The sequence below is a fragment of the Kineococcus haloalkalitolerans genome (genome assembly GCF_050871905.1).
Classification (GTDB): Bacteria; Actinomycetota; Actinomycetes; order Actinomycetales; family Kineococcaceae; genus Kineococcus.
The window spans coordinates 1-15,627 of the sequence record NZ_JBJLSH010000012.1 but is presented as its reverse complement, the minus strand read 5'-3'; the positions used below and the strand labels follow the sequence as shown (position 1 = coordinate 15,627).

Sequence of the window (15,627 nt, the reverse complement as noted above, 5' to 3'; positions counted from 1 at the left end):
GCCCAGCGGCGCGGTCAGCGGCCGAAGCCGGCGGCCAGCCGCGCGAACCCCTCGTCCAGGTCCACCCGCGGCTCCCAGCGCAGCAGCTCGCGGGTGCGGCGCTGGTCGAACCAGTGGGCGGTGGACAGCTGCTCGGCCAGGAACCGGGTCATCGGCGGCTCCTCCGGCAACCGCGCGCGCGTCCACACCCGCTCCACGACGCTGCCGGCGGCCTTGGCCAGCGCCGAGGGCACCCGCCGCGACGGCGCCGGCACCCCGGCCGCCTCGCAGATCGCCGCCAGCCACTCCGAGACCGTGCGCGGCTGGCCGTTGGTGACCACGAACGCCTGCCCGTGCACGCCCTCGTCCTCGGCGCGGTCCAGCGCCGCCACCAGCGCGTCCACCGCGTTGTCGACGTACGTGCAGTCGATGAGCGCGGCCCCGTCGTCCAGCAGCGGCAGCCGGCCCGCGCGGGCGCGGTCGGCGATGCGCTGCACCAGCTGGGTGTCGCCGGGACCGACGACGATGTGCGGGCGCACCGCGACCACCGCGAACCCGGGCGCGTCCGCGGCCAGCGCCAGCAGCTCCGCCTCGGCCTTGGTCACCGCGTACGAGCCGTGCGCGGCGGCCGGGGCGGCCGGGTCGGTGCCCGCCCCCACCAGCGCGTGCCCGGCGTGGGCGACCGAGGGGGAGCTGACCTGCACGAACCGGCGCACCCCGCTGGCGCGGGCCGCCTCGAGCAGCCCGTACGTGCCGCGCACGTTCGTCTGGACGAACTCCTCGTGCGCACCGGTGATCGACACCTTCGCCGCCAGGTGCACCACGGCGTCCACGCCCTGCACGGCGCGGGCCACGGCCGCCGCGTCGGTCACCGAGCCCAGGACCTCCTCCAGCCCCAGCCCGGCGCTGCGCCGCTGCAGCAGCCGCACCTGCTCGCCGCGGCGGGCCAGCGCCAGGGCGGTCTCGCGGCCCAGCATCCCGCTGGCCCCGGTCACGAGCACCCTCACGCCAGCCTCCCCGCCCGCTGCCCGGCCAGGACCCGCCCGGCCCACGTCGCCACCCGCACCCGGTCGATCTTGGAGTTGTGCCGCACGTCCGTGGGCAGCGCCGGCACCAGCAGGACCGCGACCACGTCGCGGCCGGTGGCCCGGCGCACCGCCCGCGCCGTGGCGGGCGCGGCCACGGTGGTGCGCCGCACCGGCGGGTCGGCCTCGGCGACCACCGCCAGCCGGCGCGCGTGCCGCGGGCCCACCCCCACCAGCGCCGCGCGCGCGATCCCCTCGACGGTCTCGGCGCGCTGCTCCAGCCCGACGGGGGTGACGACCTCGTCGGCGGTGACCACCACGTGCGCCAGGCGGCCCTGCACCCACAGCCGGCCCCGCTCGTCCACGTGCCCCACGTCGCCGGTGCGGTGCCAGCGCCCCGAGGGGTTGGCCGCCGCCAGCGCCGCGGACGGGCGCACCCGCACGCTGGCCGCGTGCGTGGCCCACAGCTGGTCGTAGCGGTCCTTGACGTGCTCACCGCCCACGACGACCTCCCCGGTCACCCCGGGCGTGGTCACCACGTCGTCGGCCGCGACGCCGTCGGCGTCCAGCGGCGCGATCCCCACCACCACGCCCGGCACGGGCCGGCCCACGCACGTGCCGTCCCCGGCACCGGCCTCCAGCAGGTCCGACAGGCCCACGTCGGTGGCCGGCAGCACCTCGGTGGCCCCGTACGGCGAGCGCGGGTCGGCCAGCGGCATCAGCTGCCGCGCCCGCTGCAGCAGCGGCACCGGCACCGGCGCCCCCGCGCTCAGCAGCGTCTCCACGCGCGCCAGCGCCGCCCGCCCCGCCTCATCCAGCCGGTCGGCCGTGGCCAGCACGTTGACCAGCGCGGCGGGGGACAGGAACGCCGAGGTGGACCCGCTGGCGGCCACCGCGTCGGCCAGGGCGCTCGCGGTCAGCGTCGCCGGCTTCGTGACGTCCATCGCCGGGACCACGCAGGTGGCGCCCAGCGCCGGTCCCAGCAGGGCGAACGGCGCGAACGCCGAGACCAGCCCGTGGGCGGGATCGGTGCGGATGGCCGCGCCCAGCGCCTGCGCCAGCATGGCCGTCTGCCGGTGCGTGTAGACCACGCCCTTGGCCGGGCCGGTGGAGCCGGAGGTGAACAGCACCAGCGCCTCGGCCTCGGGGGAGGGCTCCGGCGGCAGCTGCGCACCGGCGGCCAGCGCCCGGCGGCCGCGCTCGGCCACCTCCAGCACGGTCGTCTCCACGCCCAGCAGCCGCAGCGCCGCGTCGTCCACCCGCACCCCGCGCGGGGTGGCGGCGATCCGCCGGCCCGGCCAGCGCAGGACGCGCGCGGCGGCCAGCGCCTTGGGCACGCCCACCACGACGTCGACCCCGGAACCGGTCACCGCGCGCGTCAGGCCCCGCACGCCCAGCCCGGCGTCGGCGACCACGGCCACCGCACCGATGCGCAGCACCGCGTACAGCACGGCCGTCAGGTCCGCCCCCGGCGGCACCAGCAGCGAGACCCGCTGCCCCGGGCGCACACCCAGCTCGGCCAGCCCGGCCGCCAGCTCGGTGGTGCGCCGCTGCAGCAGCGACCAGGGGATGCGCCGCACCGGCGGCGGGCCGGAGCCCTCGCGCTCGCCGACCTCCACGACGGCCGGCGCGTCCGGCTCGGCGGCGGCCCGCTCGGCCGTGCGCGCCCACAGCGGACGGTGCTCCGCCCGCTCCGGCGCCTGCTCCTGCGCGTCCTGCAGAGCGGCCGCGTCGGCCGGGCCCTGCGGGTGCACCCGCTCGTCCAGCCAGCGCAGCACCACCCCGGCCACGTCGGCGTCCTCGGGCAGCAGGTGCCCGGCGCCGGTGAAGCGGTGCACGTCCGCGCCGGGCAGGCGCGCGCGCCAGTCGCGCAGGTAGCGCTCGCCGAAGACCGGGTCGCGCGGGCCCCAGAGCACCAGCGCGGGCACGTCGGAGGCGCCCAGCCGGTCGGCGCCGGCGCTGACCTCCTCGAACGCCGGGCGCACCGGGTGGTCGGGACCGGTGGGCACGTCGGCGACGAAGGCCTCCACGCCCGCCCGCTCGGCGCGGGTGCGGTAGGGCGCCAGGTAGGCGGCGCGCACGTCCGCCGGCAGCGGCGGGCGGCACAGCGCCAGGGTGGTGCGCAGGAACGCGTCGGTGCGGCTGGTCACCAGCGGCAGCACGCCCGGCAGCGTCGCCAGCGTCAGCGGCCCCGGCGGGGGCGCGTCGACGGGGTGGGAGGCGGCGGTGTTCATCACGACCAGCCCGGCCAGGCGCCGGGCGGCGTGCCGGCCGCCGCGCGCGTGCTCGCGCGCGGCCCACCCGGTGGCCACGACCCCGCCCCAGTCGTGCCCGACGGCCACGACGTCGCCGCTCAGGTCCAGCGCCGCGACCACCGCGTCCAGCTCGGCGATGCGGTCGGCCAGCCCGCGGCGCACCCCGGTGCGCTCGGAGAAGCCCATCTCCAGGTGGTCCAGCGCCACCACGCGCCAGCCGAAGCCCTGCCCGGACGCCCGCTGCGCCAGGTCGCGCCACAGGTAGGACCACGTCGGGTTGCCGTGCACGCACAGCAGCGTGCCCAGCACCTCCCCGGGCGCGGCGTCGGGCGCGGTGTCCAGCACGTGCCACGTGCGCTCGGTGCCCGAGGCGTCCGGGGCGCTGACCAGCCGCGACCACTCCGGGCGCCACCCGGGCAGGCCGGCCGGCGGCAGCCCCGCCGGCCTCGCGGAGGGACCGCCCGCGGGAGCGCTCACCAGGCGATCTCGATCATGGCGCTGTTCAGGCCCGAGCCGACGCCCATGGCGATCACCCGGTCGCCGGCGGCCAGCTCCGGCGCCGTCTTCGACAGCGTCATCGGCAGCGAGATCGGGCCCACGTTGCCCCAGGTCGGGAACGTCATCGGCACCTTGTCCGGGTCCAGTCCCAGCCGCTGCACCACCGTGTCGGTGTGCACCCGGGAGATCTGGTGGATGACGAAGCGGTCCGCGCCCGACCAGCCCCACTGCTGGTCACCGCCCGCGAAGGCGTCGGCGACGATCTCGATGCCCTCGGTGAGCATCAGCTTGGCGTCGGTGCGCATGTGGTTCATGTCGCCGATGCACAGCTCGTGGTGGGCGGTGCCCGCCCGCGCCGTGCCGCCCAGCACCCGGTGCGCCTCCGGGTGCTCGTCGGCGCGGCCCAGGACCGCGGCGGCCGCCCCGCAGCCCAGCGTCATCGTCGCGAACTGGTCCAGGAAGTCGCGGCGGGTCACCTCACCGCCCTGCAGCCGCTCGATCGTGCCCTGGTGCATGCTGCGCACGTCCTCCGCGCCCAGCACCACCGCGTAGCGCACCGCACCCGCGTCGATCATCGCCGAGGCCACCTGCAGGGCGTTGACCCAGCCCAGGCACGCGTTGGTGATGTCGAAGTTCAGCGCCGAGGGCGGCAGGTCCATCTGGTGGTGCACGGAGGTGGCCACCGCCGGCTCCAGGTGCGGGCGGGTGACCGTCGTGGAGATCAGCAGCCCGACGTCCTTGGCGTCCACGCCCGCCTCGCTCAGCGCCTTCGCGCCGGTCTCGGCCGCCGCCTCGGCCGCGTCCTGGCCGGGGGACCACCAGCGGCGCTCGCGCACCCCGGCGACCTTCTCCAGCAGTCCCGGGCGCAACCGCAGCCGCTCCAGCGTGGGGGCCAGCACGTCGTCGAAGTGCGAGGAGGGGACGACGACGGGCGCCTCGAGGTGGGCCACGGACAGCAGGGCCGCGTTCGCGGGCCGGAAGGAGGAGTTCCCGAGCGGGTCCCCGTGCGTCTGGTCGTTCAAGGGCTTCCCCAGTCCGTGTGCGTGGCCGCGACGTCGTCAGCGGCGAGGGAGCCAGGTTAGCCTCCGCCCGCGCCGGCGCCTCCCGGCGTCCCGATCACCGTCCCGGAGCCGCCCGCGCACCGCCGCCGGGCCGCCCCGCGTCCTCCTCACCGCCGTCACGGGTACGACGAACGGTGTCCCGGGCGCGGTTCCCGCGCCGCCGGGCGGGCCCGGGTCCTCAGGCACGCCGGAGCGGGCGGCGGCCGTGGGACGGCGGCGGGGGAGCGGCGGGGGAGCGGCACCGCCGCGTGCCGAGCGCTCCTGCTGCCGTGCTACGGTTTTCCCCGTCCACGAGGGCCACGACGGCCCGCGTCGGACCACCTGTCCGGGTGGCGGAATAGGCAGACGCGCTAGCTTGAGGTGCTAGTCCTCGTATAGAGGGTGGGGGTTCAAGTCCCCCCTCGGACACTCGTTGAGACAGCGACGACGAAGGCCCCGACCGTTCACGGTCGGGGCCTTCGTCGTGTTCGTGGGCGCCGGCGACCCGCTGCGCCCCTGCAGCAATTTTCACATACTATAGGCTGTGCGCGGCGAGCATACCTCGGCGGCGTCACCGAAGGAGCGCCCCCGGAGCAGGAGTCGCACCGTGAACGCGTCCGCGACCGCCGGCGACGCCGCGCTGCAGGAGCCCCGCGGTGCTAGCGTCGACGCAGTTCAGGGGAAGGTTCCCGTGTGTGGGGTGGGGCGCACGGGTGCCCGACGTCCCCGGAGAACCCCGTGAACCACCGTCTCGCGCACCGGCGCGTCCCGACACCTGCCGCCAGGCCCTCGCTCGTGGCCGCCGGCGGACTGCCCTTCCTCGTCACCGCCCTCCTCGGCCGGGTCCCGTCCTCGATGATCCAGCTGGGCCTGCTGATGGTCGTGACCTCCTCCGGTCTCGGCATCGGCCTCGGCGGCCTCACCGTCGCCGCCGTCGGCGTCGGCACCGCGCTCGGCGCGCCCGTCGTCGGGCGCGCCGTGGACCGCTGGGGACCGCTGCCCGTCGTGGTGGCGGCCACCGCCGTGCAGGTCACCGGCCTGCTGTGCCTGCTCGCCGTCAGCGCCCCGGGCTCACCCACCGCCGCGGTGCTGCTGTGCGCCGGCGTCGTCGGCGCGGCCAACCCGCAGGTCGGCTCGATCGCCCGCTCGCGCTGGTCGCACCTGGCCCGCCGCGGCGCGGGCCCCGACCTGGTGCGCCGCGCCCTGGGCTACGAGGTCGCCGCCGACGAGGTCGGCTTCGTCGTCGGCCCCGTGGCCGCGGGCCTGCTCGTCGCGCTGCTCGGGCCGGTGCCGGCCCTGTGGGTCCTGGCCGCGGCCGCCGTCGTCGGTCAGGGCGCCTTCGCCGCGCAGCTGTGGACCGACCGCGCCACCTGGCCCCGGCGCGCGGCGACGGCGGTCACCGGGCGCCCGCGCGAGGCGCACGGGCCGGCGGAGGAGCGGCTGCCCCTGGCGCGGCTCGTGGCGCCGGCGCTCGCCTGCCTGGCGGTGGGCGCGGCCTTCGGCGCGACCCAGACGGGCCTGACGGCCGTGCACGCCCAGCGCGGCACCCCGGAGCTGACCGGGCTCGTGTACGCGTGCACGGGGATCGGCAGCGCCGTCGCCAGCCTGGTGCTGGCCCGCACGGACCCCCGCGCGGGACTGGCCGCGCGCGTGGCGGCCGGTGGCGCCGTCCTGGTCCTGGGCGCCGCCGGTCTGGCGACGGCGCCCGGCCCCGGCACCGCGGCGGTGTCCGCGCTGGTCGTCGGCGTCGGCGCAGGCCTGCTGCTGGTCAGCGGCTACACCCGCGGTGAGCAGGTCGCCCCCGCGCACGCGGTCGCCTCGACGATGACGCTGCTGGCCACCGCCCTCGTGCTGGGACTGTCCGCGGCGGCGGCGCTCGCCGGTGCCCTGGCGGGTGAGGTGACGAGTGGTGTCGCGGGTGGTGGGGCGGGTGACCCGGCGCGCGCGTTCTGGCCCGTCGCCGCGGCCGGTGTCCTCGCGATCTGCGCCGGCCTGGGGCTGCGCCGCACCGCGCCCCGCCGCTGACGACCGCCGCGCGGGCGGGGCTGGCCGGTCAGCGCCGGTCGTCGGTCGCCGAGGTCAGCCCCGCCAGGACCGTCAGCGCGCCGGCGGCCAGCAGCACCCCGCCACCGGTCAGCGGCAGGCCGTCGTAGCCGACCACCGCGCCCGCGGGGCCGGTGACCAGGAGCCCGACCGTCCCGCCGACCACCACGACGAGGCCGAGCGCGGGCAGCGCCGGCACCGCGGCGGCGGCCAGAGCGGCCAGCACGGCGGCGGTGGAGCCCACCCGGCGCCGCGACGGCTCGCGCCGGCCCGGACCGCTCAGCAGCACCAGCGGCGCCAGCGCGGCGACCAGCGCCGGCCCCGCCACCGACGCCTGCTCGCGCAGCCGCAGCGCCTCCGTGTCCAGCAGCAGCAGGGCGGCGACCGCCACGGGCACCACCACGCACGCGGCCCGGACCCCTGGCGGCAGCGCGGGCGCCCCCGCGGCGCGTCCGGACGGGCGGGCGGCCGCGCAGGCGGCGGCGGTCAGCAGCAGCGCCGCGGTCACGAGCGTGCCCGCGGCCTGCAGCCCGGCGGGCACGTACGGCGACCACGCCGGTGCCGACAGGCCCTGCAGCACCACCAGGGGTGCGGTGGCCGCGGCCAGCGCCCCGGCCGCCGTCAGCCACCACCACCGGCGTCTCGTGTCCTCGGAGCGACCCGCGGCCCGCGGCCCCCCGGTCAGGACGGCGCGGGCACTCGCCGCGGCGAGGGCCCCGAGCGCCACCGCGGTCAGCAGCAGACCCGCGGCCAGCGCGGGGGAGCGGCCGTCCACCGCTCGGCCCAGGAGCGCGTTGGCCACCACGAGCGCCACCCCGCCGCCCGCCCACGCGGCGAGGGGCCCGCGGGAGCGGGCGCGGTCGTCCGCGGCCGGTGCCAGGAGGAGCGCCAGCGCGCACCACAGCGACAGCAGGGCCGCCAGCCGCACGTCGTGCGCCGCGAGCAGGAGCTCGCCCTCGCCGGGCAGGTCCGGGGTGTGCCCGGGACCCAGCGCGCGCGCCTCCCCGGCGCGCACCGCGCCCGCGCTCGTCGCGGCCAGCGCCCACGCGAACGCCGAGGTCGGCAGCGCGAGCACCGCCGCCAGGGCGGTGAGCGGCGGCACGCGCCGCGTGGTGCCGGCGCTCGCGGTGACGAGGAGCCTCACACCGGCACGCTAGGGGTTCGCCCGCGCCCGTGGGGGTCGTCGACGAGGACGGCGTCGGAGTTCGTCGTCCGTTCTCGTCGGCGTCACCGGCGAGCTCGTCCGCCGGCGCTTGCACCAGGGATACTCAAATACTATAGGCTAGGCGCAACACCGCTGGAGCGCAGGACGACGACCGTCCCGGACGACGGGCAGCACCGGATCGCGACGTCCGGGGCGCGGCCCCGGACGTCCCCGCGCCGGTCAGGACCGGGCGCGGGGGGCCAGCCGCTCCAGCTGGGTGACGTGGGCCGGCGTCAGCTCCTCCAGCGAGCGCACCTGCAGCAGCTTCATCGTCCGCACGACCTGGTCGGCGAGGATCTGGATCGTCCGGTCCACGCCCTGGCGCCCGCCGGCCATGAGGCCGTACAGGTAGGCGCGCCCGATGAGCGTGAACCTGGCGCCCATCGCGATGGAGGCCACGACGTCGGCGCCGTTCATGATGCCGGTGTCGATGGCGACCTCGGTGTCGCGCCCGACCTCGCGCACGACGTCGGGCAGCAGGTGGAAGGGGATCGGCGCGCGGTCCAGCTGACGGCCGCCGTGGTTGGACAGGACGATGCCGTCCACGCCGAGGTCGGCGAGCTTGCGGGAGTCCTCGACGTTCTGCACGCCCTTGACGACGAGCTTGCCCGGCCACAGGGAGCGGATCTCGGCCAGGTCGTCGTAGGAGATGGAGGGGTCCATCGCGTAGTCGAGCAGCTCCCCGACGGTGCCGCCGGTCTCGGTGAGGGAGGCGAACTCCAGCTTGGCGGTGGTCAGGAAGTCGAACCACCACCACGGCCGGGCCAGGGTGTCCAGCACCGTGGAGGCGGTCAGCTGCGGCGGGATGGAGAAGCCGTTGCGCTTGTCGCGCAGCCGCGCACCGGCCACGGGGGTGTCGACGGTGAACATCAGGGTGTCGAACCCGGCCCGCGCGGCGCGCTCGACCAGGCCGAAGGAGATGTCGCGCTGGCGCATGACGTACAGCTGGAACCAGTTGCGCCCGGTGGGGTTGGCCGCCTTCACGCCCTCGATGGAGGTGGTGCCGAGGGTGGACAGGGTGAAGGGGATGCCCGCCGCGCCGGCCGCGGCGGCCCCGGCGCTCTCGCCCTCGGTCTGCATGAGGCGGGTGAAGCCGGTGGGGGCGATGCCGAAGGGCAGCGCGGAGGGCCCGCCGAAGACCGTGGTGGAGGTGTCCACCTCGGACACGTCGCGCAGGATCGAGGGGTGGAACTCCACGTCGGCGAACGCCTGGCGCGCGCGGGCGATGGAGACCTCGCCCTCGGCGGAGCCGTCGGTGTAGTCGAAGGCCGCCTTGGGGGTGCGGCGCTTGGCGATCGCGCGCAGGTCCTCGATCGTCAGCGCGGACTCCAGGCGCCGCTTCCTGCCGTTGAGCTCGGGCTTCTTGAAGCTCATCAGCTCCAGGACCTCGCGGGCGTTGGGCACCTGACGCTTCACCGGGCGGGTCATCGGTCCATCCTCGGTCGGGGGTCGTAGCGGACGACGTGCGAGGAGGCGCGGGCGACGGCGCGCAGGTCCTCCAGGTCGGGTCCCAGCCGGCCGGCGGCGCGGGCCTGCACGAGCAGGTTGCCCGTGGCGGTGGCCTCCACCGGGCCGGCGAGCACGGGCAGCCCGCACCGGTCGGCGGTGGTCTGGCACAGCAGGGTGTTCAGGGCCCCGCCGCCGACCAGGTGGACCACCGAGACCTCGTGGTCGGCCAGGCGCGCCGCGTCGGCCACCGCGGCGGCGAACGCGACGGCCAGGCTCTCCACGATGCTGCGCACGACCTCCGGCGGGCTCTGCGGGACCGGTTCGCCGTGGGCGCGGCACCACTCGCGGATGCGCGAGGGGACGTCGCCGGGGGGCATGAACACGGGGTCGTCGACGTCGAAGACGCCGACCGGGCCCTCGACCCGGGCGCAGGCCACGAGCAGCTCGGACAGGCGGCTGGAGCGCTGGGCGTCGGTCGCAGCCGGCTCCCAGTGCCGCAGCGACTCGCTCAGCAGCCACAACCCCATGACGTTGCGCAGGAACCGGGTGCGCCCGTCCACCCCGCCCTCGTTGGTGAAGCCCGCGGCGCGGGCGTCCTCGGTGAGGACGGGCTCGGCCAGCTCCAGCCCGACCAGGCCCCACGTGCCGCAGGAGACGTAGGCGAAGTCCCCGCCCGTGGCCGGGACGCCGACCACCGCGGAGGCGGTGTCGTGCGAGCCGACCGCGACGACGTCCAGCTCGCGCCCCACGACGTCGGCGACGTCGGGGCGCAGCCGGCCCACGCTGGTACCGGGGTCGACCAGGGGTGGCAGCAGCCGCGGGTCGATGCCGAGGGCGCGGGCCAGGTCGGTGTCCCAGGTGCGCTCGCGGGCGGACAGCAGCCCGGTGGTGGAGGCGTTGGTGCGCTCGGCGACGCGGGCGCCGGTGAGCCAGGAGCCGATGAGGTCGGGGACCAGCAGCACCGTGTCGGCGACCTCCAGCAGCGGACCCTCGGTGGCCAGCTGGAAGAGGGTGTTGAAGGGCAGGTGCTGCAGGCCGTTGCGCCGGTACAGCTGGACGGCGTCGACCTTCGCGTGGACGGCGCTCACCCCCGCCGCGTTGCGGGCGTCGCGGTAGTGGAACGGCACCCCGAGCAGGCGCTGCCCGGACAGCAGGCCGTAGTCCACGGCCCAGGAGTCCACCCCCACGCTCCTGGTGCGGCCCGGCGCCAGGCGCTCGGCGGCGGCCAGGCCCAGCAGGACCTGCCGGTACAGCGCCAGGACGTCCCAGTGCAGCCCGTCGGGCAGCGGCACCGGGTCGTTGCCGAAGCGCGCGACGTGCCGCGTGGCCAGGACCGGGCCCCCGGCGCTGTCGGTGAGGTGGCCGAGCAGGACCCGGCCGCTGGTGGCGCCGAGGTCGACGGCCGCGTACGCCTCGTCCTCGGGCCGGCCCGGGTGCGGTCCGCTCATCGCAGGAAGGCGGCGGCCACGCCCGCGTCGACGGGCACGTGCAGGCCGGTGGTGTGCGACAGCTCCCCGGCGGTCAGGACGAACACCGCGTTGGCGACGTGCTCGGGCAGCACCTCGCGCTTGAGCAGGGTCCGCTGGGCGTAGTACTTGCCCAGCTCCTCCTCGGGAACGCCGTACGTCTTGGCGCGCTGGGCGCCCCAGCCGCCGGCGAAGATGCCCGAGCCGCGCACCACGCCGTCGGGGTTGACGCCGTTGACCTTGACGCCGTACTGGCCCAGCTCGGCGGCCAGCAGGCGCACCTGGTGGGCCTGGTCGGCCTTGACCGCGGAGTAGGCGATGTTGTTCGGGCCGGCGAAGACGGAGTTCTTGGAGGCGATGTAGACGACGTCCCCGCCCATGCCCTGGGCGATGAGGACCTTCGCCGCGGCCTGGGAGACGAGGAAGGACCCCTTGGCCATGACGTCGTGCTGCAGGTCCCAGTCCTTCTCGGTGGTCTCCAGCAGCGGCTTGGAGATCGACAGGCCCGCGTTGTTGACCACCAGGTCCAGCCCGCCGAAGGCGAGGACGGCCTCGTCGATCGCGGCGCGGACCGCTCCGGGGTCCGACACGTCCGCGGCCACGCCCACGGCCACGTCGGCGGCCACCTTGGCGCCGGTGGCGCCGGCGATCTCCTCGGCCGCCGCCTGCGCCTTCGCCAGGTCCAGGTCGGCCACGACGACGCAGGCGCCCTCGGCGGCCAGCCGGGTGGCGATGGCCTTGCCGATGCCGGAGGCCGCGCCGGTGACCAGCGCGATGCGGGTGGCCAGCGGCCTCGGCTTCGGCAGGCGGGCCAGCTTGGCCTCCTCCAGCGCCCAGTACTCGATGCGGAACTTCTCGCTCTCCTCGATGGGCGCGTACGAGGACAGGCCCTCCGCCCCGCGCATCACGTTGATGGCGTTGACGTAGAACTCCCCGGCCACGCGGGCGGTCTGCCCGTCCTTGCCGAAGGAGAACATGCCCACACCGGGCACGAGGACGATCAGCGGGTCGGCGCCGCGCATCGCGGGGGAGTCCGCGGTGGCGTGCCGCTCGTAGTACGCCCGGTAGTCCGCGCGGTAGGCCTGGTGCAGCTCGTGCAGGCGCGCGGTGACCTCCTCCACGCCCGCGCTCGCCGGCAGGTCGACCACCAGGGGCCTGACCTTGGTGCGCAGGAAGTGGTCCGGGCAGGAGGTGCCCAGCGCGGCCAGGCGCGGGTGCTGCTCGCGCGCGAGGAAGTCGAGGACCACGTCGCTGTCGGTGAAGTGCCCGACCTGCGGCGCGTCGTGGCTGGCGAGGCCGCGGACCACGGGCGCCAGGGCGGCGGCCTTGGCGCGGCGCTCGGCCTCCGGCAGCGCGGCGTACCCGTCGAGCACCGGGCCGAACGGCTCAGCGGTGGAGTTCTCGGCGATGTGCGCCTCGGCGGTCTCGATGATCCAGCGGGAGTTCGCCTCGGCCTCCTCGGAGGTGTCCCCCCAGGAGGTGATGCCGTGCCCGCCCAGGACGCAGCCGACGGCGTCCGGGTGCTGCTCGTGGATCGCGGCGATGTCCAGGCCCAGCTGGAAACCGGGCCGGCGCCAGGGCACCCACACGACCTTCTCGCCGTAGACCCGCCGGGTCAGCTCCTCGCCGTCGGCGGCGCAGGCGATCGCGATGCCGGCGTCGGGGTGCAGGTGGTCCACGTGCGCGGCGTCGACCAGGGCGTGCATGGCGGTGTCGATGGAGGGCGCCGCACCCCCCTTGCCGTGCAGGCAGAACTCGAACGCGGCGACCATCTCGTCCTCGCGCTCCACGCCCGGGTAGACGTCGCGCAGGGCGCGCACGCGGTCCAGGCGCAGCACCGCCAGGCCCTGCTCGGTCAGGGTGCCCAGGTCGCCGCCGGAGCCCTTGACCCACAGCAGGTCGACGTCCCGGCCGGTCACCGGGTCGGTGCCGGTGCCCTTGGCGGAGGTGTTGCCGCCGGCGTAGTTGGTGAAGCGGGGGTCCGCGCCCAGCGCGTGCGAGCGCGCGAGCAGCTGCTCGACCGTGGTGGTCGTCGTGTCCGTCATCGCGGTCAGGCTCCCCACCCGGCCTGCTGGCCGCCGACGCGCTCGGCGGCGATCCGCTCGGCGTACCCGGAGGCCCGGTAGGCGGCCACCGGGTCCTCGCCCGACAGGCCCATCGACTCGCGCAGCTGCGCCAGCAGCGGGCGCACGTCGGTGTGGTAGGCGTCCATGAACACATCGTTGGCGGCCAGCACGTCACCGGAGCGCTGCGCCGCGCGCAGCGCCTCGCGGTCCACCAGCAGCGCCTTGGCGGTGGCCTGCTGCACGTTGGTCACCGAGCGGATCTGCCCGGGGATCTTCTCCTCGACGTTGTGGCACTGGTCGAGCATGAAGTTCACGCCCGAGTCCGGCCGCAGCGCGTCCGAGCGCACGATCTCGTACATGATCCGGAACAGCTGGAACGGGTCCGCCGCCCCGGCCATGAGGTCGTCGTCGGCGTAGAAGCGCGAGTTGAAGTCGAAGGCGCCCAGACGGCCGGCGCGCAGCAGCTGCACGACGATGAACTCGATGTTCGTGCCCGGCGCGTGGTGGCCGGTGTCCAGGACGACCTCGGCCCTCTCGCCCAGCGCGAGGCAGTGCAGCAGCGAGGTGCCCCAGTCCGGGACGTCGGTGGAGTAGAAGGCGGGCTCGAAGAACTTGTACTCCAGCACCATGCGCTGGTCGTCGTCGAGCAGCGCGTACACCTGCTGCAGGGACTCCGCCAGGCGCTCCTGGCGCTGGCGCAGGTCGTCCTGGCCGGGGTAGTTGGTGCCGTCGGGCAGCCAGACCTTCAGCTCCTTGGAGCCGGTGGCGCGCATGACGTCGACGCACTGCGCGTGGTGGGCGACGGCCTTGGCGCGCACTGCCGGGTCCGGGTGGGTCAGGGAGCCGAGCTTGTAGTCGTCGTCCTGGAAGAGGTTGGAGTTGACCGTGCCGATCGCCACGCCGTTGTCGGCGGCGTGCGCGGCGAGCTTGCCGTAGTCGTCGACGAGGTCCCACGGGATGTGCAGGGACACGCGCGGGGCGACGCCGGTGTACCGGTGCACCTGGGCGGCGTCGCTGATCTTCTCGAAGGGGTCGCGCGGGGTGCCCGGGGTGCCGAACACCTTGAACCGCGTCCCGGAGTTGCCGAACGCCCACGAGGGCAGCTCGATCGTCTGCTGCCGCAGCGCGTCCAGCGCCGCCTGCTGCCTGTCCATGCCGTGCTCCGCTCCATCGGGGGTGCGACGACTCTAGACCGGCCTTGACACGTTTCACAAGCATGTCGGGCGCTGGAGGTGGCAGGGTGCGGCCATGGCGACGGTCAAGCAGGTGGCGGAGCGCGCCGGGGTGTCGCTGGGGACGGTCAGCAACGTCCTCAACCGCCCCGAGGTCGTGTCCGAGGCGCTGCGCGACCGCGTGCTGCGCGCCATCGACGAGCTGGGCTTCGTGCGCAACGAGTCCGCCCGCCAGCTGCGCGCCGGCGTCAGCCGCACCGTGGCCGTCGTCGTCCTGGACGTCGCCAACCCCTTCTTCACCGACGTCGTCACCGGCGCCGAGGCCCTGGCCGAGGAGCACGACGCCCTCGTCGTCGTCTGCAACAGCGGCGGCTCCACCGACCGCGAGGCCGGCCACCTGCGCCGTCTGGCCCAGCAGCGCCCGCTCGGGCTGCTGCTGAGCCCCGTGGAGGACGAGGACACCGCGGACGTCTCGCGCGCACCGCTGCTGGAGGCGCTGCGCCGCCAGGGCACCGCCGTCGTCCTCGTCGACCGCGGCGCCAGCGGCGAGGGCGGCTGGTCCGTCTCCGTCGACGACCGCCTCGGCGGGCACCTGGCCGGACGGCACCTGGCCGAGCGCGGGCACCACCGGGTCGCCTTCGTCGGCGGCCCCATCGGCCTGCGCCAGGTCGCCGACCGCCTCGCCGGCCTGCGCGAGGCCCTGGCCGCGGCCGGCCTGCCCGCCCCGGAGGTCCTCGAGGTCCCCGAGCTGTCGGTGCGGGCCGGCGCCGAGGCCGCCGCCCGGCTGCTGGCGCGCCCGGCGGACGAACGGCCCGGCGCCGCCTTCTGCGCGAACGACCTGCTCGCCCTCGGCGCGCTCAACGAGTGCGTGCGCCGCGGGGTCGCCGTGCCCGCCGAGCTGGCCGTCGTCGGCTACGACGACATCGACTTCGCCGCCACCGCCAGCGTCCCGCTGACCTCCGTGCGCCAGCCGCGCGCCCAGCTGGGCCGCACCGCCGTGCAGCTGCTGCTCGAGCAGGTCGCCGGCCGCCCGGCGCGCCGTGTCGTCTTCGACCCCGAGCTCGTCGTGCGCGCCTCCACCACCCCTCAGGACGCCCCGCCGGCCCCCTCGGACCCCTCGTCCTCCGTGCCGTCCGCGTCGTCCGGGCCCTCGCGCACCTCCAGGCCCAGGTCCGCGGCCAGCAGCGGCGCCAGCAGCAGCAGCTGAGCGGGGTCCACCACCGCGCCGCTCAGGCTGCCGACCCCCGCCAGCGCCGACACCTGCACCCCGCGCAGGTCCACGTCGGCCAGCCGCGCCCCCTGCACGTCCAGCGCCCCGACGCGGCAGCCGGGCAGGGGGGGGCGGGGGGGGGGGGCCCCCGCCCCGGCCCGCGCCCCCCCCCTCCAGCCGCCGAGGCCCACGACGCCGAGGTCAGCGCCCCGGCGGTTCA

The 15,627-nt window shown here is 76.4% G+C and carries 10 protein-coding genes and 1 tRNA gene; 3 read left to right on the top strand and 8 right to left on the bottom strand.

Translation table 11 applies throughout. From position 1 onward, the window contains the following. Nucleotides 1–14: 14 nt before the first annotated feature. From ACRYMY_RS06840 to ACRYMY_RS06830, 3 genes are read right to left on the bottom strand one after another with little or no spacing between them, the layout of a single operon-like run. The gene (locus ACRYMY_RS06840; RefSeq protein ID WP_432546515.1) at nucleotides 15–986 is read right to left on the bottom strand and encodes an NAD-dependent epimerase/dehydratase family protein; all 972 of its coding nucleotides are present in this window, start codon (nucleotides 984–986) and stop codon (nucleotides 15–17) included. Next, on the bottom strand, nucleotides 983–3,736 hold the full coding sequence (locus tag ACRYMY_RS06835; RefSeq protein WP_432546514.1) for an alpha/beta fold hydrolase: 2,754 nt from the start codon (nucleotides 3,734–3,736) through the stop codon (nucleotides 983–985). Before ACRYMY_RS06835 ends, ACRYMY_RS06840 begins: the two co-directional genes overlap by 4 nt. Further along, the gene (locus ACRYMY_RS06830; RefSeq protein ID WP_432546513.1) at nucleotides 3,733–4,779 is read right to left on the bottom strand and encodes a 3-oxoacyl-ACP synthase III; all 1,047 of its coding nucleotides are present in this window, start codon (nucleotides 4,777–4,779) and stop codon (nucleotides 3,733–3,735) included. Before ACRYMY_RS06830 ends, ACRYMY_RS06835 begins: the two co-directional genes overlap by 4 nt. Before the next feature lie 362 nt (nucleotides 4,780–5,141). Between ACRYMY_RS06830 and ACRYMY_RS06825 the strand changes: the two genes are divergently transcribed. Both ACRYMY_RS06825 and ACRYMY_RS06820 read left to right on the top strand, forming a co-directional pair. Next, nucleotides 5,142–5,226: transfer RNA gene (locus ACRYMY_RS06825), tRNA-Leu, on the top strand. 366 nt (nucleotides 5,227–5,592) lie between these two features. Next, nucleotides 5,593–6,822, top strand: coding sequence for an MFS transporter (locus tag ACRYMY_RS06820; protein WP_432546512.1), 1,230 nt, complete (start codon nucleotides 5,593–5,595; stop codon nucleotides 6,820–6,822). A gap of 28 nt (nucleotides 6,823–6,850) precedes the next feature. On the opposite strand, the gene ACRYMY_RS06815 is transcribed toward ACRYMY_RS06820, so the two are convergent. From ACRYMY_RS06815 to rhaI, 5 genes are all read right to left on the bottom strand, one after another. Then, entirely contained in the window at nucleotides 6,851–7,984 is a 1,134-nt protein-coding gene (locus ACRYMY_RS06815) for a hypothetical protein (RefSeq protein WP_432546511.1), read from the bottom strand. Between the two features lie 240 nt (nucleotides 7,985–8,224). Further along, the gene (locus ACRYMY_RS06810; protein WP_432546510.1) at nucleotides 8,225–9,472 is read right to left on the bottom strand and encodes an alpha-hydroxy acid oxidase; all 1,248 of its coding nucleotides are present in this window, start codon (nucleotides 9,470–9,472) and stop codon (nucleotides 8,225–8,227) included. Beyond that, nucleotides 9,469–10,941, bottom strand: coding sequence for a rhamnulokinase (locus ACRYMY_RS06805; RefSeq protein ID WP_432546509.1), 1,473 nt, complete (start codon nucleotides 10,939–10,941; stop codon nucleotides 9,469–9,471). The genes ACRYMY_RS06810 and ACRYMY_RS06805 overlap by 4 nt, the downstream gene beginning before the upstream one ends. Further along, nucleotides 10,938–13,004, bottom strand: a complete 2,067-nt coding sequence (locus ACRYMY_RS06800; protein ID WP_432546508.1) for a bifunctional aldolase/short-chain dehydrogenase — start codon at nucleotides 13,002–13,004, stop codon at nucleotides 10,938–10,940. The genes ACRYMY_RS06805 and ACRYMY_RS06800 overlap by 4 nt, the downstream gene beginning before the upstream one ends. A 5-nt stretch (nucleotides 13,005–13,009) precedes the next feature. Further along, nucleotides 13,010–14,179: an L-rhamnose isomerase gene (gene rhaI / locus ACRYMY_RS06795; RefSeq protein ID WP_432546507.1), complete on the bottom strand. Its 1,170-nt coding sequence runs from the start codon at nucleotides 14,177–14,179 to the stop codon at nucleotides 13,010–13,012. Between the two features lie 94 nt (nucleotides 14,180–14,273). Here rhaI and ACRYMY_RS06790 point away from each other — a divergent pair, with 94 nt between their 5' ends. Next, entirely contained in the window at nucleotides 14,274–15,404 is a 1,131-nt protein-coding gene (locus tag ACRYMY_RS06790) for a LacI family DNA-binding transcriptional regulator (RefSeq protein ID WP_432546506.1), read from the top strand. Nucleotides 15,405–15,627 lie beyond the last annotated feature (223 nt).

What these genes read in the sequence shown, in the direction of transcription:
- ACRYMY_RS06810 (WP_432546510.1), bottom strand. Translation starts at nt 9,472, where the DNA reads ATGACCCGCCCGGTGAAGCGTCAGGTGCCCAACGCCCGCGAGGTCCTG.
- ACRYMY_RS06805 (WP_432546509.1), bottom strand. Translation starts at nt 10,941, where the DNA reads ATGAGCGGACCGCACCCGGGCCGGCCCGAGGACGAGGCGTACGCGGCC.
- ACRYMY_RS06800 (WP_432546508.1), bottom strand. Translation starts at nt 13,004, where the DNA reads ATGACGGACACGACGACCACCACGGTCGAGCAGCTGCTCGCGCGCTCG.
- rhaI (WP_432546507.1), bottom strand. Translation starts at nt 14,179, where the DNA reads ATGGACAGGCAGCAGGCGGCGCTGGACGCGCTGCGGCAGCAGACGATC.
- ACRYMY_RS06790 (WP_432546506.1), top strand. Translation starts at nt 14,274, where the DNA reads ATGGCGACGGTCAAGCAGGTGGCGGAGCGCGCCGGGGTGTCGCTGGGG.